This is a genomic window from Methylobacterium ajmalii (assembly GCF_016613415.1).
GTDB lineage: Bacteria > Pseudomonadota > Alphaproteobacteria > Rhizobiales > Beijerinckiaceae > Methylobacterium > Methylobacterium ajmalii.
In genome coordinates this window covers 173,628-196,274 of record NZ_JACWCT010000026.1, presented here as the reverse complement: position 1 = coordinate 196,274, position 22,647 = coordinate 173,628, and the positions used below count along the sequence as shown (strand labels likewise).

Below are 22,647 nucleotides of genomic sequence, written 5' to 3'. Positions count from 1 at the left end.
CGCCGCCGCGGTGCTCGCCACCGCCGGCCCCCGCGCCGCGGCCCGGGCCGCGGAGGCGCTGGAGGTGCGCGCGCCCGACTGGGCCTACCGCCCGGGGCTGCATCCGGGGCAGATCCTGGCCCTGATGCTCGCGGGCGCCGCGTCCCTGCTCCTCCTCGACGCGGCGCCCTGGATCCAGCTTGCCGTCCTGTCGTTCCTCAACCTCACGGTGCTGGCGGTGATCGTCTTCCGCCTCGCCGCCCCCCTCCTCGTGCCCGACCCGCCGCCCGCTCCCGGCCGGGTGCCGGACGCGGAACTGCCGGTCTACACCGTGCTGGTGGCGCTCTACCGCGAGGCCGAGGTGGTGCCGCGCCTCGTCGAGGCCCTGGAACGGCTCGACTACCCGGCCTCCAAGCTCGACCTCAAGTTCGTGATCGAGGCCGACGATGCGGCCACCGCGGCGGCGCTCTCTGCACGTCCGCTGCCGGCGCGGTTCGAGATCGTGACGGCACCGCCGGGCCTGCCGCGCACCAAGCCGCGGGCTCTCAACGTCGCCCTGCCGCTCGCCCGCGGCGAGCACCTCGTGGTCTACGACGCCGAGGACGTGCCCGATCCCGGCCAGCTCCGGGCCGCCGCCGCCCTGTTCCGGGCCGGCCCGGCGCGGCTCGCCTGCCTGCAGGGGCGGCTGGTGATCGACAACACCGACGATTCCTGGCTCACGCGCTGCTTCACCCTCGAATATTCGGCGCTGTTCGACGTGGTGCTGCCGCTGCTCAGCGCCGCGCACCTGCCGGTGCCGCTCGGTGGCACGACCACCCACTTCCGCACCCGGGTGCTGCGCGAGGTCCATGGCTGGGACGCCTGGAACGTCACCGAGGATGCCGATCTCGGCCTGCGGCTGGCGCTCGCCGGCTACCGGGTCGGCGATCTGCCGCTCTCGACCCTGGAGGAGGCGCCCGCCCACCTGCATCCCTGGCTGCGCCAGCGCGTGCGCTGGATGAAGGGCTTCGTCCAGACCGCGATCACCCACAGCCGGCACCCGGTCCGGGCGTGGCGCCGCCTCGGCCCCCTCGGCCTGCTCTGCGCGGTGGCGATGGTGCCCGGCACGGTGATCTCGGCGCTGGCCTACCCGTTCGGAATCGCGCTGGCGGCCTGGGCCCTGACCGCCGACCCGCTGCCGGACGCCCCCGACTTCCTCGCCAATCTCCTCACCGCCACGGGCGTCACGGTGTTCCTCGCCGGCCTCGGGGCGATGTGGCTGCCGGCACTCGCCGGTTGCTTGCGGCGGGGCTGGTGGCGCCTCGCCCCCTGGGCGCTCGCCCTGCCGGTCTACTACCTCTTCGTCAGCCTCGCCGCGTGGCTTGGCCTCGTCGAGCTGCTGCTCGCGCCCTACCGCTGGAACAAGACCACGCACGGGCGCGCCGCCACCTCCCGCACCGGGGCGATGCGGCGCGACAGGCTCAGAGCTGGCGCGCCACCTCGGCGGCGGCGTCCGCGGCCGGGCGCATCAGGTTGAGCGAGCCGACGAAGTGGCCGCGTCCGTCCATGATGTAGACGAGTGCGGTGTGCTCCATGGTGTAGTCGCCCTCCTTCAGCGGCACCTTGCGGCTGTAGGCGCGGTAGGCCTTGACGGTGGCGGCGACCGCCTCGGGCGAGCCGGTCAGCCCGACGATGCGGGGATCGAAGCTCGACAGGTACTCCTTGAGCGCCGCCGGGGTGTCGCGCTCGGGGTCGACGCTGACGAACAACGCCTTCACGTCGCGGCCCTTGGGGCCGAGCGCCACCAGCACGTCGGAGATCTGCTGCAGGGTGGTCGGGCAGATGTCCGGGCAGTGGGTGAAGCCGAAGAACACCAGGTGCGGCGTGCCGGAGAAGTCGCGGTCGGTGACGGTGCGACCGTCCTGGTTCACCAAAGTGAACGGCCCGCCGACCGTGCTGGTGCCGGTGGCCGGGCGGCCGAGCATCAGGCTGGCAGCGAGCCCCAGCACCGCGAGGCCGAGGGCGAAGACGAGGAGCGGGATCGCGGCGCTGCGCATCCGGGGCGTGAGGGGCATCGGCGGTCTCCATCCTGGCTTGCCGGGGGCAGGCGGCGCCGGTGGAGCACCGCCCGCCCCCGGCGGCAAGGGGGCACGGGGTCGCCCCGGCGAAGAAAAAGGGCACGAGGTCGCCCCGGGGCAGAAAGCGGGCGCGGGGCGCTCCCCTTCCACTGAATCGTCCCGCGGCGGTGGCGCGGCGCGGATGCCCGCGCGATGAGCGCAGCACTGCCCTGCGTATGGGCAGCCCTCCGCGGCCGGCCCCCGTGTTGCGTTGCGGCGCGGCCTCTCCTATCGCTCGCGCCCAGCGGTGCCGTGCCTGACGCGGTGTCCGACCCCGTTTTCAAGACGACCTGCCAAGAAGACCGCCATGGCCGACAAACTCTCGCTGCCCAAGGACAAGATTCGCGTCCTGCTGCTCGAAGGCATCAACGACAGCGCCGTCGCGCTGCTCGAAGCCTCGGGCTACGTGACGGTGACCCGGCTCGCCAAGGCCCTCGATCCGGCCGACCTGCGCCAGGCGATCAAGGGCGTCCACATCGTCGGCATCCGCTCGCGCACCCAGCTCGACGAGGCCGCCTTCGAGGCCGCCGACCGGCTGATGGCGGTGGGCTGCTTCTCGGTTGGCACCAACCAGGTCGATCTCGAGGCGGCGCGCCGGCGCGGCATCCCGGTCTTCAACGCGCCGTTCTCCAACACCCGCTCGGTGGCCGAGCTCGTCATCGGCGAGATCGTGATGCTGCTCCGCCGCATCGTGCCGCGCTCGGTCTCGGCCCATGTCGGCGGCTGGGACAAGTCGGCCAACGGCTCGTTCGAGGTGCGCGGCAAGACGCTCGGCATCGTCGGCTACGGCAATATCGGCTCGCAGCTCTCGAACCTCGCCGAGGCGATGGGCATGCGGGTGATCTTCCACGACCTCACCGACCGCCTGCGCCACGGCAACACCGAGCCGGTCGACAGCCTGAACGCTCTGCTGTCGCAGAGCGACGTGGTCTCGCTGCACGTGCCCGAGACCGCCTCGACCCACAACATGATCGGCGAGGCCGAGATCCGGGCGATGAAGCCGGGATCGTACCTGATCAACAACTCGCGCGGCACGGTGGTCGACCTCGACGCCCTGGCGGCGGCGCTCAAGGACGGTCATCTGCGCGGTGCGGCCGTCGACGTCTTCCCGGTCGAGCCGAAGTCGAACCAGGACCGCTTCGTCTCGCCGCTCCAGGGCCTCGAGAACGTGATCCTGACCCCGCATATCGGCGGCTCGACCGAGGAGGCGCAGGAGCGCATCGGCGCCGAGGTGGCGCGCAAGCTCGTCGATTACTCGGATATCGGCTCGACGGTCGGCGCTGTGAACTTTCCGCAGGTGCAGCTGCCGGCCCGCCCGACGGGCCTGCGCTTCATCCACGTCCAGCGCAACCTGCCGGGCATGCTCGGACGCCTCAACGACACCTTCGCCCGCAAGCAGATCAACATCGCGGCGCAGTTCTACCAGACCGACGGCGAGGTCGGTTACGTCGTGGTCGAGACCGACGCCACCGACGTCGACCCGGAGGCGCTGCTCGAGGAACTGCGCGCCATCGACGGCACGATCCGGGCGCGGCTGCTCTACGAGCGCCGCTGAACCGACGACGGCGCTCGGCCGCAAGGCCGGGCGCCACTCTCACGGAGACACCGTTCGCAACGCCCCGGCATGCCGGGGCGTTTTCTTTCAGTGTGCGGCCGAGGCCAGCGCCTCGGTCACCACCGCCTCGCGCTCGCCGCGGCCGAGCGCATCGCCCACCATCACGATCGCCGGTCCTTCCAGCCCCGCTGCCTCCACCTTATCGGCGAGGTCGCAGGCCGTGGCCTGCACCACGGCCTGGTCGGGCCGGGTGGCGTTGAAGACCACGAGCGCGGGGGTCGCGGGCGGCAATCCTTGCGTGATCGCCTGGGCGAGGAGCGCGCGCAGGGTGCGCTTGGGCATGTAGATCACCGTGGTGACCGTCGGATCGGCGAGCGCCGCCCAGTTGAGGTCGTCCGGGAGCGTGCCGCGGCGGTCGTGGCCGGTGACGTATTGCAGGCGGCGCGCCGCGTCGCGGTGGGTGAGCGAGATGCCGAGCGAGGCCGCCGCCCCTTGCGCCGCCGTGACGCCGGGCACCACCGTGACCGGGATGCCGGCCTCGCGGCAGGCATCGATCTCCTCGCCGGCCCGGCCGAAGACCAGGGGGTCGCCGGACTTGAGCCGCACCACCCGCTTGCCGCCCTTGGCGAGCGACACCATCAGGGCGTTGATGTCGTCCTGGCGGCAGGACGGGCCGTGGCCGGTCTTGCCGACCAGCATCGTGCGGGCCTCGCGGCGCGCGTAATCCAGGATCTCCGGGGCGACGAGGTCGTCGTACAGGATCACGTCGGCGCTGCGCAGGGCCCGCAGGGCCTTGAGGGTGAGGAGCTCGGCGTCGCCCGGGCCCGCGCCGACGAGGACGACGCTGCCGCCGGTCGGCGCGGCATCGCTCTCGGCGATGAGCGCGTCGAGGTCGGCGCGGACCGGCGTCCGCTCGGGGTTGGCGAAGGCGAGGTCGGTGAATCGCTCCCAGAAGGCGCGGCGCTCGCCGAAGACATGGTACCGGGCGCTCACCTCGGCGCGCCAGTCGCGGGCGGCGGCGACCCAGGCCTTGAAGCCCGCGGGCAGCATCGCCTCGATGCGGGCCCGCACGGTCTGGCCGAAGACCGGGACCGCGCCCTCGGTCGAGATGCCGACGACGAGGGGCGAGCGGTTGACGATGGCGCCGAACGAGACGTCGCACAGATGCGGCCGGTCGATGGCGTTGACGATGGCGCCCGCGGCCCTGGCCGCCCCGACGAAGCACTCGCACTCGCCCTCGTCCTCGAAGGCCGCGATGGCGAAGGCGGCGCCTTCGAGGTCGGCCGGCGACCAGTCGCGCGCGTGCAGCACCACCTTGCCGGCGACGGCCTCGGCGGGGGCGCCCCGCATCTCCTCGGTCGGCTCGGGGGCGAAGACGTCGACATGGGCGCCGGCGGCGGCGAGCAGCTTCACCTTCCAGGCCGCGCCGCCGTTGGCGCCGGCCAGCACCGCGCGCTTGCCCGTGAGCGTCACGAAGACCGGCAGCACGGCCAGGGGCTCGAGGCCCGGGGAGCGGGTCTCGCGGGGAGCACGGGGGGTACGCATGGGAGGGTGAGCTTCTGCAACCAGTCTCGGGAAATCCTGAGTCATCAGATGCGCCTATGCGGAAGCCGGTGCAAGTTCCCCGGCCGCGCGTTCGGAGGCCAGCAGCTTGCGGATCTCGGGGATGCACGAGCCGCAATTTGTCCCGGCCTTGCACGCCGCCCCGACCGCCTCGACCCCGTGCGCCCCGCCCTTGATCGCCGCCCGGATCGTATCGAGGCCGACGGTATGGCAGGCGCAGACCAGCGGGCCGGTGCCGGCGCTCTCGGCGCGCCCCGAGATCAGCGCCCGGCGGGCCGAGGGCTCCAGCAGTTCCTGGGTACGGAAGAACGCCTTGGCGGCGTCCCAGGTCGGGCGCTCCGAGGCGGGCGCGAGCGCCAGCACGCCGAGGAGCCGCGCGTCCCGGAAGGCGGCGGCGCGGTAGCGGCCGCGGGCCGGGTCGGCGTACTCGCTGAACGTCGCACCGGGGAAGAGGTCGCGCATCAGGGCGCTCGCCTCCGGCGCCCCGTCCTGGCTGGCGAAGATCAGGCCGGTCGCGCCCTCCAGGCTCGCCCGCGCCCACCACCAGCCGTAGGGCGCCGCCACCATGTCGCGGGTGATGAGGTAGCCGCGGGAGCGGTAGGGCTCGGGGGCGATCGAGGCCGGGGTCGCCTTGAGCTCGGGCTGGCCCGAGACGGGATCGACCGCGCCCTGTGCCAGCGCGCCGACGCGGCCATCCGAGGTGTTGGCCTCGCTCCAGTGCATCGGGGCAAACAGCATTCCGGGTTGGGCGCCGGGCGTCACCATGACCTCCAGCACCGCCGCGCCGTGGGCGGTGCGCACGCGCGCGAGGTCGCCGTCGGTCAGGCCGGCAACGCCTGCGTCGTCGGGATGGATCTCGACGAAGGGCACCGCCCGGTGGGCCGAGAGGCGGGGGCTCTTTCCGGTGCGGGTCAGGGTGTGCCAGTGGTCGCGCACCCGGCCGGTGTTGAGGCGGAGCGGCAGCGCGTCGCTGGTTCCTTGCGCCAGCGCCGGCTTCTGCACCGCGACGAAGCGGGCCTTGCGGTCGCGGGTGAAGAAGCCGCCCTGGGCGAAGAAGCGGCTCTGCGGCGCCTTGGCCTTGCGGGTCAGGGGCCATTGCACCGGCGCCGCCGCGTCGTAGGCGGCGTCCGTGATGTCGGCCAGCCCGCCGAGATCGAAGTCGCGGGTGCCGCGATTCTCGAACTCCGAGAGGGCGGCGTGCTCGCGAAACACCGCGGCGGCGTTGCCCCAGGCGAACGCCTTGGCGTGGCCGAGGCGCTTGGCCACTTGCGCCATGATCCACCAATCGGCCTTCGCCTCGCCGGGGGTGGCCAGGAAGGCGCGCTGGCGCGAGATGCGGCGCTCGGAATTGGTTACCGTGCCGTCCTTCTCGCCCCAGGCGAGGGCCGGGAGGACGATGGCGTTGCGGGCCCGCACCGTATCGGTATCCGCCGCCACCTCGGAGACGACGTAGGTGTCGAGCTTTTGCAGCGCCGCCCGCACCCGGTCGGCCCGGGGCATCGAGACGGCGGGGTTGGTGCCCATCACCCAGAGCGCCTTGATCTTGCCGCGCTCGATCGCCTCGAACAGCGCCACCGCCTTCATGCCCTCGCCGGTGATGATGTTCGGCGCGTTCCAGAACCGGCGCACCAGATCGACCTCTTCCGGCGTGAAATGCATGTGGGCCGCCAGCATGTTGGCGAGCCCGCCGACCTCGCGCCCGCCCATGGCGTTGGGCTGGCCGGTCAGCGAGAACGGCCCCATGCCGGGCTGGCCGATGCGGCCGGTGGCGAGGTGGCAATTGATGATCGCGTTGGCCTTGTCGGTCCCTTGGGCCGACTGGTTCACCCCCTGCGAGGTGGCGGTGACGACCCGCGGCGTGGCGCGGAACAGGGTGAAGAAGGTCTCGACCTCGGCCTCGGTCAGGCCGGTCGCGACGGCGGTCGCCGCGATGCTCGGGGCGATCTGGCGGGCACGCTCCAGGGCCGGCTCGAAGCCGGCGGTGTGCTCGGCGATGTAGCGCGGATCGAGAGCGCCGTGATCGGCGAGATGGACCAGGAGGCCGGAGAACAGGGCGGTGTCGGTGCCGGGCCGGATGCCGAGGAAAAGGTCGGCCTCCTCGCCGGTCTGGGTCTGGCGCGGGTCGATGGCGACGATCTTGGTGCCGCGCTTCTCCCGCGCATCGAGCATGCGGCGAAACAGGATCGGGTGGCACCAGGCGGTGTTGGAGCCGACGAGCACCAGGAGGTCGGCCTCGTCCAGGTCCTCGTAGCAGCCCGGCACGGTGTCGGAGCCGAAGGCCCGGCGATGCGCCGCCACCGAGGACGACATGCACAGCCGCGAATTGGTGTCGACGTGCGGCGTGCCGATGAAGCCCTTCGCCAGCTTGTTGGCGACGTAATAGTCCTCGGTGAGCAGCTGGCCCGAGAGGTAGAACGCGACCGAATCCGGTCCATGCGCGGCGATCGTCCGCCTGAATCCCTCCGCCACAGCATCGAGCGCCTCGTCCCAAGCCACCCGTCGCCCGGCGATCTCCGGGTGCAGCACGCGGTCGTTGAGGGAGAGGGTTTCCCCGAGCGCCGAGCCCTTCGAGCACAACCGGCCGAAATTCGCCGGATGCTGCGGATCGCCCGCGACGCTCGCACCCCCCTGCCCGTCCGGCCGGGCGAGCACGCCGCAGCCGACGCCGCAATACGGGCAGGTGGTGCGGACGGGGGCGGCCTCGGGAGCGAGGGCCGGCACGTGCAGGTTCATCGCGGGAGCCTTTCGCCGGGCGTGGGGTGGGGCCGGTGAGTTCGGGCAAGCAAGGGGTGGGCCGCCGGGCGGCGGCAGAGCCCATCATTCAGTGAGACGGACGTCCTGCTCGGCCTTGGGAAGCGGCCGGCCCTTGTCGGGTGTTCTCCGCCTTCGACCTCATCCTGAGGTGCGGGCGATCGAAGATCGCTGAGCCTCGAAGGAGGAATCCAGGGATCGCGGAGACTTCTGGAGCCCTCCTTCGAGGTCAGTCCATCTCCGATGGACTGACACCTCAGGATGAGGTCGAGGGCGGGAGAAGCCTTGAACCGCCGATTTCAGTAAACGTCCGCCTGATACCGGTTCGCCTTCTTGAGCGCCGCGAGATACGCCACCGCCTCCTCGGGGCTCTTGCCGCCATGGGTCGCCGCCACATCGATGATCGCGCGCTCGACGTCCTTGGCCATGCGCTTGGCGTCGCCGCAGACGTAGAAGTGGGCGCCGTCCTCGAACCAGCGCCACAGCTCGCGGCCGTTCTCGCGCATCCGGTCTTGGACGTAGGTCTTCTCGGCCCCGTCGCGCGACCAGGCCAACGACAGGCGGGTCAGCACGCCCTGGTCCTTCAGGCCGTTGAGCTCGTCGCGGTAGAAGAAGTCCGAGGCCTGGCGCTGGTGGCCGTAGAACAGCCAATTCCTGCCCGGCGCCGCGGTGGCGGCGCGCTCGCGCAGGAAGGCGCGGAACGGCGCGATGCCGGTGCCCGGGCCGACCATGATGACCGGGGTCTCGGGCGTCGAGGGCAGGCCGAAGCCGTGGGCCTTCTGGAGGTAGACCTTCACCTTGGCGGTCTCGGCCAGGCGCTCGCCGAGATGGGTCGAGGCGACGCCGAGCCGCAGGCGCGAGCGGTGGCTGTAACGCACCGCATCGACGGTGAGCGAGACCCGGCCGGGATCGGCCTTGGGCGAGGACGAGATCGAGTAGAGCCGCGGCTGCAGCTCGTCGAGGGCTTCGAGGAAGACCTCGGCGTCGGGGCGCGCGCCCGGGAACTTGTGCAGCGCCCCGAGCACGTCGAGATAGGCCGCGTCGCCGTCCGGATCCTCGCCGGCGCTCAGCGCCTGGGCCTTCCTGCGCTGCGCACCGGAGGTCAGCAGCGAGAGAAGCTGAAACAGCCCGTCGGGGGCGCCTCCCAGCGAGTAGTTGGTCAGCAGGTGATCGCGCAGCGTCTTCTCGCCGAGCTTGGTGGCGATGACCCGCTCCGGCCGGGCGCCGAGCTCGGCGATGACCGCATCGGCGAGCGCCGGGGCGTTGGCGGGAAACAGGCCGAGTGAATCGCCGACCACGTAGTCGATGCCGGTGCCGGCGAGGTCGATCTCGATGTGCCAGGTCTCCTTCTCGCCGCCGGGCGCGTTGAGGCGGCGGCGGGAGAGGAACACCGCCTCGGCCGGGTTCTCGCGGCAGAGCCCGTAGGGACCGACCGGGGCGTCGGCCTTCGGGGCGTCGTCGGAGGCGGGCGCCGCGGCGCCGGCCGGGGCCGCGGCACCGAACTCCGCCTCCAGCTTCTTCAGCATCCGGAGCGTGTCCTTGCCGCCCGGCTGGCACAGGTTCAGGCGCTCCTCGGTCTTGAGGAAGAGGGCGTTGGCATAGTCGGCGCAGTTGTAGCCGCACTGGCCGCAATCCTGCTGGGCCATGGCGGCCATCAGCTTCTGCGGCTCGGAGCGGTCCTTGGCCAGCACCATGCGGTCGTCGAGCGGCATCGACGGGTCGTGCCAGGGCGCGTCGCCGTTGTCGGCGAGCGCCGGCCCGCCGGGCGCCTCGCCGGCCGGCAACGCCGTCGCGCCCTCGACCGCCGGCCCGAGCAGGGCGGCGAAGTAGCCCGACAGCCAGGCGCGCTGGTCGGTGGTGAAGGGGGCGGATTCGGGGATCAGGACGAGCGGGGGAGCGACGTGCTGGGTCATCGGGGTTACCGGAGAAGAGTGGCAGTCAGCGTCAGGCGGTGAGGCGCCGGGTTTCTCCTCTCCCCGCCCGCGGGGAGAGGAGAAGGGTGCTTTACTCGGCCGCCTCCAGCAGCCTCGCGTCGGCGAGGCCCTTCAGCGCCTCCGGCCCGCGGCGGGCGGTGTAGGCCTGGAAGGTCTCCTCCGGGCCGGTGCGATGCTCGAGATAGTCGTTGAGCAGGGCCTCGATCCGGCCCGGACACTCCTTGGCCTTCACGGCCTTCCAGATCTCGGTGCCGATCTTGGCCGCCTCGCCGAAGCCGCCGCCGACCACGATGTCGTAGCCCTCGACGGTGTCGCCCTCCTCGCTCACCGTCACCTTGGCGCCGATGAGGCCGATATCGCCGATGTAGTGCTGGGCGCAGGAATGATGGCAGCCGGTGAGGTGGACGTTCACCGGCACGTCGAGTCCCGGCACGGCGGCCTCGACGTGGTCGGCGATGAGGAGCGCGTGGCCCTTGGTATCGGCGGCGGCGAACTTGCAGCCGCGGTTGCCCGTGCAGGCGACGAGGCCGGCGCGGATGCTCGACGCCTTGGTGGACAGCCCGAGGGCCGCGACGCGGGACTCGACCTCCGCCACGCGATCGTCGGGCACGCCGGAAAAGAGAAAATTCTGCCACACGGTGAGCCGAATCTGACCGTCGCCGCATTCCCGCGAGATCTTCGCCAGCTCACGCATCTGGTCGGTGGTCATCTTGCCGACGGGCAGCACCACGCCGATCCAGTTGAGGTACGGCTGAACCTGAGCATGGACGCCGACATGGGCGTAGCGGTCGAAGCCGCCGCGGGGCTTCACGTGGGCCGGGTCGACCCGCTCCAGCTTGCGGCCGAGCTTCTCCTCGACGGCGGCGAGGTACTTGTCGTAGCCCCAGGCGTCGAGGACGTACTTCATCCGCGCCTTGTTGCGGTTGGTCCGGTCGCCGTTCTCGATGAAGACCCGCAGGATCGCATCGGCGACGGCGTTGCACTCCTTCGGCCTCAAGACCACGCCGGTGTCGCGGGCGATGTCGCGATGGCCGGTGATGCCGCCGAGCACGAGGCGCATCCAGATTCCGGGCTCGATGCCCGCGCCTTCCATCACCTCGACCGCCTGGAAGCCGATGTCGTTGGTCTCCTCCAGCACCGGCAGCACGCCGCCGCCGTCGAAGGCGACGTTGAACTTGCGCGGCAGCCCGAAGAGCGAGCGGTCGTTGAGGATGTGGTTGTGCCAGGACTTGGCGAGCGGGCGCGTGTCGAGCAGTTCCTGGGCGTCGATGCCGGCGGTGGGCGAGCCGGTGACGTTGCGGATGTTGTCCGCCCCCGCGCCCCGTGCCGTCAGGCCGAGATCGATCAGCCCGTCGAGGAAGGGCTGGCCGTGCTCGGGCGAGATTTCCCGCACCTGGAGGTTGGCGCGCGTCGTGACGTGGCTGTAGCCGCCGCCATGGGCGTCCGCGAGGTCGGCGATGCCGGCGAACTGCCAGTGGTGCAGGATGCCGTTGGGGATCCGCAGGCGGCACATGTAGGAGTTCTGGGCCGGAGCGACCCAGAACAGGCCGTGATAGCGCCAGCGGAAATTGTCCTCGGGTTTCGGCGCCTTGCCGGTCTCGGCCTCGGCGATGAGCCTGTTGTGGCCGTCGAACGGGTTCTCGGCCCGCTTCCACTTCTCCTGGTCGGCGAGCTTGCCGCCGTTCTTCACGGTGCGGTCCTGCGCCTTGATGTGGCTCGCGTCCGGCCCGGTCGGCTCGGCGGCGTGGGCAGGCGCAGTTCCGCCGCCGGCGAGGCCGCCGGTCATGCGGATCGCGGCGATGCCGTGGGAGAAGCCTTCGAGGTAGCGCTTCTGCTCGGCGTCGAAGTCGTCGGCCATCGCGGGCTCCTTCACGCTGCGAGGGGGTGGGAGACGGGACGCCCGAACATCAGGTCGTCCCGGTCGTCGGACGTGATGGTGTCGCCGGTGCGGATCAGGGACTTGCACCAGCCCTGCTCGGCGACGTCGCCGACGAAGACCGCGCCGATCAGTCGGTCGCCGTCGATCACGAGCTTGCGGTAGAGGCCAGCCGTCGGATCGCTCCAGGTCACGGCCTCGGCGCCGTCCGGCACGTCGACCGCGCCGGCGGAGAAGACCGGCAGGCCCGACACCTTGAGGCTGGTCGCGAGCGAGGTGCCGGCGTAAGTTGCCTCGATCCCGCAGAGGTGGCGGGCGAGCACCTCGGCCTGCTCGTAGGCCGGCTCGACGAGGCCGTAGGTCTGGCCCCGGTGCTCGGCGCATTCGCCCAGCGCGTAGATGCCCGGGACCGAGGTCGCCATCGTGTCGTCGACCCGGATGCCGCGGCCGACCGCGAGGCCGGCACCGGCCGCCAGCGCCGTCGAGGGACGCACGCCGACCGACATGACCACGAGATCGGCCGGCAGCACGGTGCCATCCGAGAGAATCAGGCGCTCGACCTTGCCGTCGCCCTCGACCGACGCGGTGTCGGCGCTGAGCAGAACCCGCACGCCGCGGGCCTCCATCGCCTCGCGCACGAGGCCTGCGGCGGCGTGGTCGAGCTGGCGCTCCATCAGCCGGTCCATGACGTGCAGCAGCGTCGTGTCGACGCCGAGGCGTGCCAGGCCCACCGCCGCCTCCAACCCGAGGAGCCCGCCGCCGATCACGATCGCCCGGGCGCCCGCCACCGCCGCCCGGCGGATCGCCGCGACGTCGGCGAGGTCGCGGAAGGTGATGACCCCGGGCAGGTCCATGCCGGGCTTCGGCAGCCGGATCGGCACCGAGCCGACCGCCAGGACCAGTTTATCGAAAGGCAGCACCAGCCCCTCGCCGACGCGGACGATGCGCTCCGCCGTGTCGATGGCGGTGGCGGGCGCGCCGGTGACGAGGGTGATGCCGTGCTCGGCGTACCAGTCGAGCCCGCGGAAGGTGCAGGCCGCCTCGTCCACCTCGCCGCCGAGCAGCGACGACAGGAGCACCCGGTTGTAGGCCGCCACCGGCTCGGCGCCGACGCAGGTGACGGCGTAGCGGCCGGGGGCGGCATCGAGCAGCCGCTCCAGGAAGCGGAGCGAGGCCATGCCGTTGCCGATGACGACGAGGCGCTCGGACATGCGCGTCAGGCCGCGATCGCGGGTTTGGCGTGGCGGGCGTAGAGGAATTCCAGCACCTCGGCCCGAGCGTGTGTGTAGGTCGGGTCCTCGACGAGCTCCAGGCGCTTGCGCGGCCGGGCGAGCGGCACGGACAAGACCTCGCCGATCGTGGCCGAGGGGCCGTTCGTCATCATGACGATCCGGTCGGAGAGGAGCACCGCCTCGTCGACGTCGTGGGTGATCATGATCACGGTGTTCTTCAGCCGCAGGTGGATCTCCATCAGCTGATCCTGGAGATGCGCGCGGGTCAGGGCGTCCAGCGCTCCGAAGGGCTCGTCCATGAGGAGCACCTTGGGCTCCATGGCCAGCGCCCGGGCGATGCCGACGCGCTGCTTCATGCCGCCGGAGATCTCGTGCGGGCGCTTCTCGGCGGCATGGGTCATGTTGACGAGCGCGAGGTTGTGCTCGATCCACTCGCGCCGCTCCGCCCGGCTCTTCTTCGACCTCAAGACCTTGTCGACGGCGAGCGCAACGTTCTCGCGCACGGTGAGCCAGGGCAGGAGAGAGTGGTTCTGGAAGACCACGGCCCGCTCGGGGCCGGGGCTGTTCACTTCCTTGCCGTCGAGGAGGACGCCGCCGGTGGAGGCCTTGAGCAGGCCCGCCACGATGTTGAGCACCGTCGACTTGCCGCAACCGGAATGGCCGATCAGCGAGACGAACTCGCCCTTGTCGATCTTCAGGTCGACGTCGCGCAAGACTTCCGTGGTGCGCCCGGCTCGGGTGAAGCTGATGCCGACCTGTTCGAGGCTGAGATGGGTCATGGTTGGCCTCCTCAGGCCGTGGCGGTGCCGCGGGTGACGAGGTGGCCGAGGCCGGCGACGAGGCGGTCGAGCACGAAGCCGATCACCCCGACATAGACCAGGGCCACGATGATCTCGCTGATGTGCGAGGAGTTCCAGGCATCCCAGATGAAGAAGCCGATGCCGACGCCGCCGATCAGCATCTCGGCCGCCACGATGGCGAGCCAGGACAGGCCGACGCCGATGCGAAGACCGGTGAAGATGTAGGGTGCGGCCGAGGGCAGCATCACCTTGGCGAAGAACTCGAAGGCGTTGAGGCGCAGGACCGCCGCGACGTTGCGATAGTCCTGCGGGATGTTGCGGATGCCGACCGCGGTGTTGATGATGATCGGCCAGATCGAGGTGATGAAGATCACGAAGATCGCCGAGGGCTGGCCGTCCCGGAAGGCGGCGAGCGACAAGGGCAGCCAGGCGAGCGGCGGGATGGTGCGCAGGACCTGGAAGATCGGGTCGAGCCCGCGCATCGCCCATTCCGACTGGCCGACGAGGGTGCCCAGCATCACGCCGGCGATCACCGCCAGGGTGAAGCCGAGAGCCACCCGCTGGAGGCTGGCGCTGATGTGCCAGAAGAGCCCCTTGTCGGTCCCGCCGTTGTCGTAGAACGGGTGGGCGATGATGTCCCAGGCCTCCGTGACGACGCGCGAGGGCGGCGGCAGGCCGGCGCCGGGGCGCTGGCACAGCACTTCCCAGAGCAGCAGGAAGACCGCCAGCACGACGAGCGGCGGGACGATCCGCAGCGCCAGGCCCTTGAGGGCGGCGCGGGTGACGAGGGGGCGGCGGGCCCCCTCCGGTTTGACGGCGGCGACGCGCCCGAGGGTGGTTCCGAGAGCCATGTCACGCCACCTTCTTGATGCCGAGGCTGTTGAGGTAGGCGGACGGATCCGCCGGATCGAAGACCTTGCCGTCGAAGAAGGTCTCCTTGCCGCGCGAGGTCGAGGACGGGGCGGTCACGCCCATGGTCTTCGCGACCTCGCGCCAGATGTCCTCGCGGTTCACCTTCTCGATGAGGGCCTTGGTGTCGGTCTGGGGATCGAACTTGCCCCAGCGGATGTCCTCGGTGAGGAACCAGAGGTCGTGCGACTTGTACGGGTAAGAGGCGTCGTCGGCCCAGTACTTCATGATATGGGGGCTGTTCGACACCTTGCGGCCGTCGCCGTAATCGAATTCACCCTTCATCCGCTTGACGACGTCGGTCGCCGGAACGTTGATCCACTGGCGCTTGGCGACGATGCCGGCGAGCTCGTCGCGGTTTTCCGGCTTGTCGCACCATTGCTGCGCTTCCATCACCGCCGCCAGGAGGGCCTTGGCGGCGTTGGGGTACTTGTCGACCCATGAGGCGCGCATGCCGAGCGCCTTCTCCGGATGGTCCTTCCACAACTCGCCGGTGGTGAGCGCGGTGTAGCCGATGCCTTGCGTGATCAGCTGCTCGTTCCACGGCTCGCAGACGCAGAAGCAATCCATCGTGCCGACCTTCATGTTCGCCACCATCTGGGGCGGCGGCACGACGATGGTCTCGATGTCCTTGTCCGGGTCGATGCCGCCGGCGGCGAGCCAGTAGCGGATCCAGAGGTCGTGGGTGCCGCCCGGGAAGGTCATCGCGGCCTTCACCGACTTGCCGGACGCCTTCTTGCGCTCCAAAGCCGCCTTGAAGGGCTTGGCGTCGAGGGCGACCTTGTCGCCCATATGCTCCTTGGCGACCGAGATGCACTGCCCGGCGAGGTTGAGCCGGGCCAGGATGTACATCGGGACCGGAACGTTGTTCTGCGTCACCCGGCCGGCGCTGATCAGGTAGGGCATCGGGGTGAGGATGTGGGCTCCGTCGATGCCGTTGCCCTCCGAGCCCAGCACCAGGTTGTCGCGGGTGGTGCCCCAGGAGGCCTGCTTCAGGACCTCGACGTCGGGCATGCCGTGACGCGCGAAGATCCCCTTCTCCTTGGCGACGAAGAGCGGGGCGGCGTCGGTGAGCGCGATGAAGCCGAGCTTGGCGCCCTTCACCTCGGGTCCGGCTCCTTGCGCGAAGGCGCCGCCCGGCAGGGCGACGCGGCTGGCCGCTGCCAGCGACAGGGCGCCGGCCGCCCCCTTGAGGAGACCGCGACGCGTGGTGTGCTCAACGCTGCTCATCGATGACTCGCCCTCAAGTCGTTCGCGCCGCCGAGGCGCTCGATCCGGTTCGGAACGCAAAAAGCCGCTGCCCAAGGTCGTCCGCCGGCCGCGCGGATGCGGGCCCATCGGGGAACTCGGGTCAGCGGCTTTGCTGACTGTCGGTGCCCGTCGACGCTGACGGACAGGAGGGGACCAGCAGGTTTCGTGCCAACCACCTTGCGGGCCAATCAAGTGCTTGAAATCGGTATCGTTCGCAGCTTGGCCGGATTGGCCGGAGCGCCGGTCCGGTGGGCGCGTGCGATGCACAAATGATAGGCTCGGCGGGCGGGGAAATGGGCAGCGATGCGGGGACGGGACAGGCCGTCCCCCGATCGGTCGTCGCGGGCGGGGACTCGCGGGCGATCCCGGGAGCCGCCGAACGCTCCGTCACGACCGGGACGCCGCCTCTCGACCTCCTTTGCGAGAACGAGTTGTCTCGCGAGACGAACTTGTCTCGCGAAGCGACCGCACCGACGGCATCGCATCGCCCGGACCCGGGCGTACCCGTCCCGGCGGTCCTCTCCTCGGCCGCCGTCCGAGGTTCGGAGCCAGGTACCAGACCACGGCAGCCAGGACGATCGCGCCTCCGATCAGCGCGCCCTGTCCGGGATCCTCGGACACGACGATCCACACCCAGAGCGGGCCGAGCACGACATCGAGAAGGCCGATCAGCGCCGCTTCCGTGGACGGGATATGACGGCTGCCCGTCAGGAACAGGAGGAAGGACAGGGACGTCGTCAGGACGCCGAGGGCGGCGAGCAGCACCAGGGTGGTCGTGCCCGGCACCGCGCCCGACGACATCGGCAGGGCCACCAGCACGCACAGGAGCGCGGCCACGGCGTTGACCCGGACGAGATCGATCCGCGCGAAGCGGCGCGCCACGATCAGAAGCCCCGCGAAGGCGAGGGTCATCAGGAGGGCGAGCCCATTCCCGGCCACGCCGTCGAGACGGGCCGACTGGCCGGCGACCAGGAGAACTCCGCCCAGGGCCGCCGCGCTCGCGGTCAGCAACCGGCGCGACGGGCGTTCGCCCAGGAGCAGCCACCCCAGCCCCGCGGTCACGAACGGTAGCGTCGCGTAGACGATCAGGACATCGGCCACGCTGGTCAAGGTGAGCGACGCCGCGTAGGCGGCCATGGTGACGGCGGCCAGCATCGATGCGCCGAGACCGATCCACCCGAACGTCGTGCCCCTTGCCGGGCGGAGGACGGAGAACGCCAGGAGGGCGAAGCCGGCGAAGACCGAGCGCCACAGGATCAGGTCCCAGGCCGGCAGCTCGATCAGGCGCACGAACAGCCCGGCGAGGCTCCACAGGAGCGTGGCGGCCGCCACGAGGAGGAGCCCGTCTCGGCGTCGGTGATCCATCCCCGCATCCCCCTCGATCGAACGGTCCTTGAGACGACCGGTCTACTCATGGCGTTGACGGTCTGAGACGACCAGTCTAATTTTACGTCATGGCACGACGAGACACGCGCGACCTCCTCATTGCGGAGGGCCTGAAGGCCTTCCTGGCCCGGGGCTACGAGGGGATCGGCATCCAGCCGATCCTGTCCGGAGCCGGCGTTCCGAAGGGATCGTTCTACAATTTCTTCCCGAGCAAGGAGGCCTACGCGCTGGCGGTCGTCGACGCCTATGCGGCGCGCTACGAGGCGTTCCGGCTCGCCTGCTTCGCGACGGACGGCTCGCCTTTGCAGCGGTTGCGGCATTACTTCGAGGCGCTGGAGGCCGAGATGGACGAGGCCGGGGAAACGGGAGGGTGCCTCTACGGCGTCCTGGCCCAGACGAGCGCGCCGCACAGCGAGGCGATCCGGACGCGGCTTAAGGCCGCCTTCGCGAACTGGCGTACCCAGCTCGCCGGCCTCCTCGACACCGCGAAGGCGGCCGGCGAGCTGTCACCCGCGACCGATACCGCGGGCCTCGCCGACGCCCTCATCGACGCCTACGAGGGCGCCACCGTGCGTATGCGCGCGGAGGGCGACGCGGCAGCGATGAGACGTTTCCGCGAAAGGACGATGGAAGCGCTCCTGTCGGCCGACGCGATGGCGTGAGCGCGCCCGTCGAACCCGTCGGGACGCGGCTCGCAACCGTCTCGGGAGACGGCGGCTCCAGGGAGCCGGGTCTCGCGGGAGCAAGACCGTCGCCCTCTCAAGCGGCCGCCAGCAGGTCCGGTCGGTACAGACCCGCCGCCTCGGCCCGGACCGTGTCCGCCGCGACCTGCCCGGCCGCCGCCATCTCGTCGGCGAGCCAGTCGAGGGATGCCGGGTCGGGGGTCAGTTCCCGCTCCCCGAGCACGAGATAATCCGCGGCCTCGATCACCGGCCCGCCCGGCGCGAGCCGCAGCGTCCCGGCCAGACCTCTCAGGATCAGCGCCGGATCGAGGCCGAGATGGCGCGGGTGGCCGAGCAGTGCGGCCAGCGCCTCGCGGTTCCCCGGATCGCCGCACCAGCGGGCGCTGCGTTTCAGGGCGCGCAGGAGCGGCGCGGCGCGGTCGGCCATGTCGGCGGTCAGGGCCAGCACCTTTTCCGGGCAGTCCGGCGCGATGTGGGCGCCGAGCGCCGCGATGCGGCCGACCCCGGCCTCGACCGCGACGGTGCTCCACGGCGCGCCGACGCAGAACCCGTCGATCAGCCCGCGCTCCAGCGCCTCCACGGTGCGGGCCGGCGGGACCACGACGAGGCGCACCGCCGACAACGAGCTGCCGCCGCGCGCCAGGAGCCGCCGCAGCTGGTAGGTGTGGCTGGAATAGGGGTGGACGGTGCCGAGCGTCAGCGGCCGCCCCGCCCCGGCCCGGTCCTCGGCGACCCGGGCGAAGGCGCGGGCGACGTCGGCCACGGCGTCCGACCGGGCATCGAGTGCCCGCCAGAGCGGCAGCGACAGGGTCACGGCGTTGCCGTTGCGGGCGAGCGCGGCGGGCGCGATCAGCCGGGCCTGCGGTCCGGAGAGGCCCAGGTGGCAGGCGAGCGCCAGCGGCGCCAGCATGTGGGCGCCGTCGAGGAGGCCGAGCGCCAGGTGGTCGCGCAGGGTGGCCCAGGACGGCGCCGGGGCGAGGTCGACGCCGAGCCCCTCCTCCTCCGTGAAGCCGCGCTCCACCGCGGCGATCAGCACCGCGGCGTCGGTGAGCGGGACGTAGCCGAGCTGCAGCCTCATCCGAGCAGGTCCGCGGCGGTGACGATGGCGCGGGCGATGTCGACGATCTTGCGCTTCTCGTTCATGGCCTTGCGCCGGAGCTGCTTGTAGGCCTCGTCCTCGGTCAGCCCCTTGGCGCTCATCAGGATGCCCTTGGCGCGCTCGATCAGCTTGCGGTCGGCCAGTTCGCCCTTCGCCTCGCTGAGCTCGCGCTGGAGCCGCGCGAAGGCGTTGAAGCGCAGGATCGCGATCTCGATGATCGGCTTGATCCGCTCGGCGCGCAGGCCGTCGACGATGTAGGCCGAGATGCCGGCATCCACCGCCGCCTGCATCATCGGCGTGTCGGAGCGGTCGACGAACATCGCCACCGGCCGCTCGACGAGGCGCGAGACGCCGAACATCTGCTCGAGGAGGTCGCGGCTCGGGCTCTCGAGGTGGATCACCACCACGTCGGGCGAGACGGCCGACAGCCGGTCGAGGAGGTCGGCGGTGTCGGGGATCACCACCACCCGGGCGCCCTCGACGGCACGCAGGCCCTCCTCCAGGATCGCCGCCCGGGCACGGCTCGGGTCGACGACGGCGATGGTCAGGCTGTCGCCCGGGGACGGGGCGGGGGTCGCGCGGTCGGGCATGTCGGCGTCGGATCACGCAAAAGTCGGGCCGTGCGGGCGGAATCCCGCGCGACGACCCGGGAACGGGGTGGTCACGTCCGCTCCCTAACCCAAGGGGGGGCGCGTGGCATCCCCGCCCTCCGTCCGGGGCGGCCGCCGCACGGACCGCCCGCGGACACGAAAGCGCAAAGAAACGGCCCCGCTTCGGCCCGAAACCGGGGCTTCACTGCGGCATCGGCGGCGAGGAGGCTGGGATGCGGGACAAGGGGCGGATGCGCGAGACGGCGACGATCGGCGCCATCGGAAGCCTGCCCGGCGCCTCGCGGGGCTACCTGCCGCTGCTCCCCACCGCCTGCGTGGCGATCTGCCTGGCCGCGGGCTCGCTGTACTGGCGCGAACCGGAGCCGCGGGCGCCGGAGGGCCAGGTCGTGGCGATGCAGCCGCTGCCGCCCGGGGCGGACCTGTTCCGCGGCGCTCCCGAGGGCGAGGGGCGGGTGCGCGCCCCCTACCCGCTCGAGTTCGAGCGGCAATTCCCCCTGGTCGCGACCCTGCCGCCCGAGGCCGCCATGCCGGCGGAGGCCACCCCGCTGGTCCTGCCGGTGATCGCCGAGGCCAGAAGCGGCGAGAAGGCCGCCGAGGAGAAGCCGGAGGGCAAGGCAGCCCGCCGCGCTGCCGCCCCCCACCGCTCCCGCGCGGTGCCGGCGCTCGCGGGCCTGCGCCCGCCGGCCCGGCCCGAGATGCCGAAGGCGAAGGCCCAGACGGAATCCGCGCCGGAGACCGGACGCAGCCCCGCGACCCGCACGGCGAGCACCGGCCCGGAGACCGGGCGGTCCTCCTCGCCCTGGCTCCCCTTCATGCCGACCGGCCGGGTGGTGACCCAGACCGTGGCGGCGATGGGCGACGGGATGGTGAATGCCGGCGCCGCGATGATCGACCTGATCGACCGCCGGCGCTGACCGGACGCGGCCGGAATCGGGTTGGACCGAAGGGAAGGCCGCTCTAGCTACGGGCGTCACGACTTCCGTTCGGGACGCATCATGGCGTTGCTCATCGAGGATTACGCGCTCGTCGGGGACGGGCGCAGCGCGGCGCTGATCGGGCGCGACGGCAGCGTCGACTGGCTGTGCTGGCCGCGCTTCGACGCCTCCGCCTGCTTCGCGGCCCTGCTCGGCACCCGCGAGGATCACGGCCACTGGAAGATCGCGCCGGCGGGCGCGGCCACCACCACCCGCCGCTACCTGGACGACACGCTGGTCCTCGAGACCATCCACGAGACCCCGGAGGGGGTCGTGCGGGTGCTCGACTACATGCCGGTCGAGGACGGCACCCACCTGGTGCGCCTGGTCGAGGGCGTGCGCGGCCGGGTGGCGATGCGCATGGATCTGGTGGTGCGCTTCGATTACGGCTCCGCCGTCCCCTGGGTGTCGCGCAGCGAGAACGACGACCTGCGCGCCATCGCCGGGCCGAACAAGCTGGTGCTTCGCACCCGTGCGCCGCTCAAGGGGGTCGGCCAGTCGACGGTCTCGGACTTCACGATCGAGGAAGGGCGCAGCACCGCCTTCGTGCTGAGCTGGGGCCTCTCGCACGAGGAGGACCCGCCGCCGATCGAGCCGCGCAAGGTGCTCTCCGGCACCGTCGATTACTGGCGCTCCTGGTGCCGACGCTGCCGCGGCGGCACGCCCTGGGACGCGGTGCTGACGCGCTCGCTCCTGACCCTCAAGGCGCTGATCTACCGGCCGACCGGCGGGATCGTGGCAGCACCCACCACCTCGCTGCCCGAACAGATCGGCGGCGTGCGCAACTGGGACTACCGGTTCTGCTGGCTGCGCGACTCGACCTTCACGCTGCTGGCACTGATGGATGCGGGCTACATCGACGAGGCCCGGGCCTGGCGCGACTGGCTCACACGGGCGGTGGCGGGCAGCCCCGCCCAGGCCCACATCCTCTACGGCATCGCCGGCGAGCGCCTGCTGCCCGAGATCGAGCTCGACTGGCTGCCGGGCTACGAAGGCTCGCGCCCGGTACGGGTCGGCAACGCCGCCGCGCAACAGTTCCAGCTCGACGTCTACGGCGAGCTGTTCGACGCCCTCTACCAGGCCCACCAGCGCGGGATGCGGGCCGACGAATCGGGCGTGCGGGTCGGGCGTGCCCTCCTCGACCACCTCGAGCGGGTCTGGCGCGAGCCGGACGAGGGCATCTGGGAGGTGCGCGGCGGGCGCAAGCACTTCGTCCATTCGAAGGTGATGGCCTGGGTCGCCTTCGACCGGGCGATCAAGTTCTACGAGGAGCACGTCGCCGACGAGGAGCCGACCGCCGGGGACGAGACCGCGGTGGCGCGCTGGCGCGCCGCCCGCGACGAGATCCACCGCGAGGTCTGCGACAAGGGCTTCGATCGGGAGCGCAACAGCTTCGTGCAGTTCTACGGCGCGAAGGACCTCGACGCGAGCCTGCTGCTGATCGCCCATATGGGCTTCCTGCCCCAGGACGATCCGCGGGTCGTCGGCACCGTCGAGGCGATCGGCCGCGAGCTGATGCATGACGGCTTCGTGCTGCGCTACGACACCAGCGGCCAGACCACCGACGGACTGCCTGCCGGCGAGGGCGCCTTCTTGCCGTGCAGCTTCTGGTACGCCGACAACCTGATCGGGCTCGGGCGCTGCGACGAGGCCCGCGCCCTGATCGAGCGGCTGCTGGCGCTCTGCAACGACGTCGGGCTGCTCGCCGAGGAATACGACCCGGTGCGCAAGCGCCAGGTCGGAAATTTTCCGCAGGCGTTCAGCCATGTCGCGTTGGTCAACACGCTTCTGAACTTCAGTCGCGCCGTCGGACCCGCTAAGGAGCGCGGCGGAGACCCTGACGCGGCGGGGCAGGCGGGCGAGCGCCCGGTCATGCTGCCGCACGCGGCCCAGGGCGCGACGTCGTGAGGCGGCGCATCCCGACACCCCATTCCGACGAGGCCCAGAC

The 22,647-nt window shown here is 71.4% G+C and carries 17 protein-coding genes; 5 read left to right on the top strand and 12 right to left on the bottom strand.

The window, feature by feature from the left end; genetic code table 11:
* Positions 1–1,495: glycosyltransferase family 2 protein (locus HPY23_RS05085; RefSeq protein WP_200649564.1), on the top strand; the 1,495-nt coding region annotated here is incomplete at its 5' end.
* On the opposite strand, the gene HPY23_RS05080 is transcribed toward HPY23_RS05085, so the two are convergent.
* Positions 1,440–2,033, bottom strand: a complete 594-nt coding sequence (locus tag HPY23_RS05080; RefSeq protein WP_082742378.1) for an SCO family protein — start codon at positions 2,031–2,033, stop codon at positions 1,440–1,442. The genes HPY23_RS05085 and HPY23_RS05080 overlap by 56 nt on opposite strands.
* A gap of 349 nt (positions 2,034–2,382) precedes the next feature.
* Here HPY23_RS05080 and serA point away from each other — a divergent pair, with 349 nt between their 5' ends.
* Positions 2,383–3,630 carry a phosphoglycerate dehydrogenase gene (gene serA, locus HPY23_RS05075; RefSeq protein WP_091886283.1) on the top strand — a complete coding sequence of 416 codons (1,248 nt, stop codon included), beginning with the start codon at positions 2,383–2,385 and terminating at the stop codon, positions 3,628–3,630.
* Positions 3,631–3,717: 87 nt separating this feature from the next.
* Here the strand turns inward: serA and cysG are convergent, their stop codons facing one another.
* From cysG to HPY23_RS05030, 9 genes are all read right to left on the bottom strand, one after another.
* On the bottom strand, positions 3,718–5,175 hold the full coding sequence (cysG, locus tag HPY23_RS05070; protein ID WP_091886278.1) for a siroheme synthase CysG: 1,458 nt from the start codon (positions 5,173–5,175) through the stop codon (positions 3,718–3,720).
* Between the two features lie 54 nt (positions 5,176–5,229).
* Complete coding sequence (locus tag HPY23_RS05065; RefSeq protein WP_091886275.1) at positions 5,230–7,926, bottom strand: nitrate reductase; 2,697 nt, start codon at positions 7,924–7,926, stop codon at positions 5,230–5,232.
* Positions 7,927–8,243: 317 nt separating this feature from the next.
* Positions 8,244–9,857 (bottom strand): sulfite reductase subunit alpha, encoded by a 1,614-nt coding sequence (locus tag HPY23_RS05060; protein ID WP_091886272.1) that lies wholly within the window; start codon positions 9,855–9,857, stop codon positions 8,244–8,246.
* 91 nt (positions 9,858–9,948) lie between these two features.
* Positions 9,949–11,736, bottom strand: a complete 1,788-nt coding sequence (locus tag HPY23_RS05055) for a NirA family protein (RefSeq protein ID WP_091886269.1) — start codon at positions 11,734–11,736, stop codon at positions 9,949–9,951.
* Between the two features lie 11 nt (positions 11,737–11,747).
* On the bottom strand, positions 11,748–12,965 hold the full coding sequence (locus HPY23_RS05050) for an NAD(P)/FAD-dependent oxidoreductase (protein WP_091886266.1): 1,218 nt from the start codon (positions 12,963–12,965) through the stop codon (positions 11,748–11,750).
* A 5-nt stretch (positions 12,966–12,970) separates the two neighbouring features.
* Positions 12,971–13,765, bottom strand: coding sequence for an ABC transporter ATP-binding protein (locus HPY23_RS05045; RefSeq protein ID WP_091886263.1), 795 nt, complete (start codon positions 13,763–13,765; stop codon positions 12,971–12,973).
* Positions 13,766–13,776: 11 nt separating this feature from the next.
* Complete coding sequence (gene ntrB / locus HPY23_RS05040) at positions 13,777–14,637, bottom strand: nitrate ABC transporter permease (RefSeq protein ID WP_060845661.1); 861 nt, start codon at positions 14,635–14,637, stop codon at positions 13,777–13,779.
* A gap of 1 nt (position 14,638) precedes the next feature.
* Positions 14,639–15,925, bottom strand: a complete 1,287-nt coding sequence (locus HPY23_RS05035) for a CmpA/NrtA family ABC transporter substrate-binding protein (RefSeq protein ID WP_091886260.1) — start codon at positions 15,923–15,925, stop codon at positions 14,639–14,641.
* A gap of 408 nt (positions 15,926–16,333) precedes the next feature.
* Positions 16,334–17,311 carry a DMT family transporter gene (locus HPY23_RS05030; protein WP_200601768.1) on the bottom strand — a complete coding sequence of 326 codons (978 nt, stop codon included), beginning with the start codon at positions 17,309–17,311 and terminating at the stop codon, positions 16,334–16,336.
* A gap of 89 nt (positions 17,312–17,400) precedes the next feature.
* On the opposite strand from HPY23_RS05030, the gene HPY23_RS05025 reads away from it, so the two are divergent.
* Positions 17,401–17,994 carry a TetR family transcriptional regulator C-terminal domain-containing protein gene (locus HPY23_RS05025; RefSeq protein ID WP_091886256.1) on the top strand — a complete coding sequence of 198 codons (594 nt, stop codon included), beginning with the start codon at positions 17,401–17,403 and terminating at the stop codon, positions 17,992–17,994.
* Between the two features lie 97 nt (positions 17,995–18,091).
* On the opposite strand, the gene HPY23_RS05020 is transcribed toward HPY23_RS05025, so the two are convergent.
* Positions 18,092–19,093, bottom strand: a complete 1,002-nt coding sequence (locus HPY23_RS05020; RefSeq protein ID WP_091886253.1) for a CmpA/NrtA family ABC transporter substrate-binding protein — start codon at positions 19,091–19,093, stop codon at positions 18,092–18,094.
* Complete coding sequence (locus HPY23_RS05015; RefSeq protein ID WP_091744911.1) at positions 19,090–19,704, bottom strand: ANTAR domain-containing response regulator; 615 nt, start codon at positions 19,702–19,704, stop codon at positions 19,090–19,092. The genes HPY23_RS05020 and HPY23_RS05015 overlap by 4 nt, the downstream gene beginning before the upstream one ends.
* A gap of 233 nt (positions 19,705–19,937) precedes the next feature.
* Here HPY23_RS05015 and HPY23_RS05010 point away from each other — a divergent pair, with 233 nt between their 5' ends.
* Positions 19,938–20,639: a hypothetical protein gene (locus tag HPY23_RS05010; RefSeq protein WP_091886250.1), complete on the top strand. Its 702-nt coding sequence runs from the start codon at positions 19,938–19,940 to the stop codon at positions 20,637–20,639.
* 81 nt (positions 20,640–20,720) lie between these two features.
* Complete coding sequence (locus HPY23_RS05005; RefSeq protein ID WP_091886246.1) at positions 20,721–22,607, top strand: glycoside hydrolase family 15 protein; 1,887 nt, start codon at positions 20,721–20,723, stop codon at positions 22,605–22,607.
* Positions 22,608–22,647: the final 40 nt, after the last annotated feature.

Coding starts and splice junctions, on each gene's coding strand:
- HPY23_RS05080 (WP_082742378.1), bottom strand. CDS start 2,033: ATGCCCCTCACGCCCCGGATGCGCAGCGCCGCGATCCCGCTCCTCGTC.
- serA (WP_091886283.1), top strand. CDS start 2,383: ATGGCCGACAAACTCTCGCTGCCCAAGGACAAGATTCGCGTCCTGCTG.
- cysG (WP_091886278.1), bottom strand. CDS start 5,175: ATGCGTACCCCCCGTGCTCCCCGCGAGACCCGCTCCCCGGGCCTCGAG.
- HPY23_RS05065 (WP_091886275.1), bottom strand. CDS start 7,926: ATGAACCTGCACGTGCCGGCCCTCGCTCCCGAGGCCGCCCCCGTCCGC.
- HPY23_RS05060 (WP_091886272.1), bottom strand. CDS start 9,857: ATGACCCAGCACGTCGCTCCCCCGCTCGTCCTGATCCCCGAATCCGCC.
- HPY23_RS05055 (WP_091886269.1), bottom strand. CDS start 11,736: ATGGCCGACGACTTCGACGCCGAGCAGAAGCGCTACCTCGAAGGCTTC.
- HPY23_RS05050 (WP_091886266.1), bottom strand. CDS start 12,965: ATGTCCGAGCGCCTCGTCGTCATCGGCAACGGCATGGCCTCGCTCCGC.
- HPY23_RS05045 (WP_091886263.1), bottom strand. CDS start 13,765: ATGACCCATCTCAGCCTCGAACAGGTCGGCATCAGCTTCACCCGAGCC.
- ntrB (WP_060845661.1), bottom strand. CDS start 14,637: ATGGCTCTCGGAACCACCCTCGGGCGCGTCGCCGCCGTCAAACCGGAG.
- HPY23_RS05035 (WP_091886260.1), bottom strand. CDS start 15,925: ATGAGCAGCGTTGAGCACACCACGCGTCGCGGTCTCCTCAAGGGGGCG.
- HPY23_RS05030 (WP_200601768.1), bottom strand. CDS start 17,311: ATGGATCACCGACGCCGAGACGGGCTCCTCCTCGTGGCGGCCGCCACG.
- HPY23_RS05025 (WP_091886256.1), top strand. CDS start 17,401: ATGGCACGACGAGACACGCGCGACCTCCTCATTGCGGAGGGCCTGAAG.
- HPY23_RS05020 (WP_091886253.1), bottom strand. CDS start 19,093: ATGAGGCTGCAGCTCGGCTACGTCCCGCTCACCGACGCCGCGGTGCTG.
- HPY23_RS05015 (WP_091744911.1), bottom strand. CDS start 19,704: ATGCCCGACCGCGCGACCCCCGCCCCGTCCCCGGGCGACAGCCTGACC.
- HPY23_RS05010 (WP_091886250.1), top strand. CDS start 19,938: ATGCGGGACAAGGGGCGGATGCGCGAGACGGCGACGATCGGCGCCATC.
- HPY23_RS05005 (WP_091886246.1), top strand. CDS start 20,721: ATGGCGTTGCTCATCGAGGATTACGCGCTCGTCGGGGACGGGCGCAGC.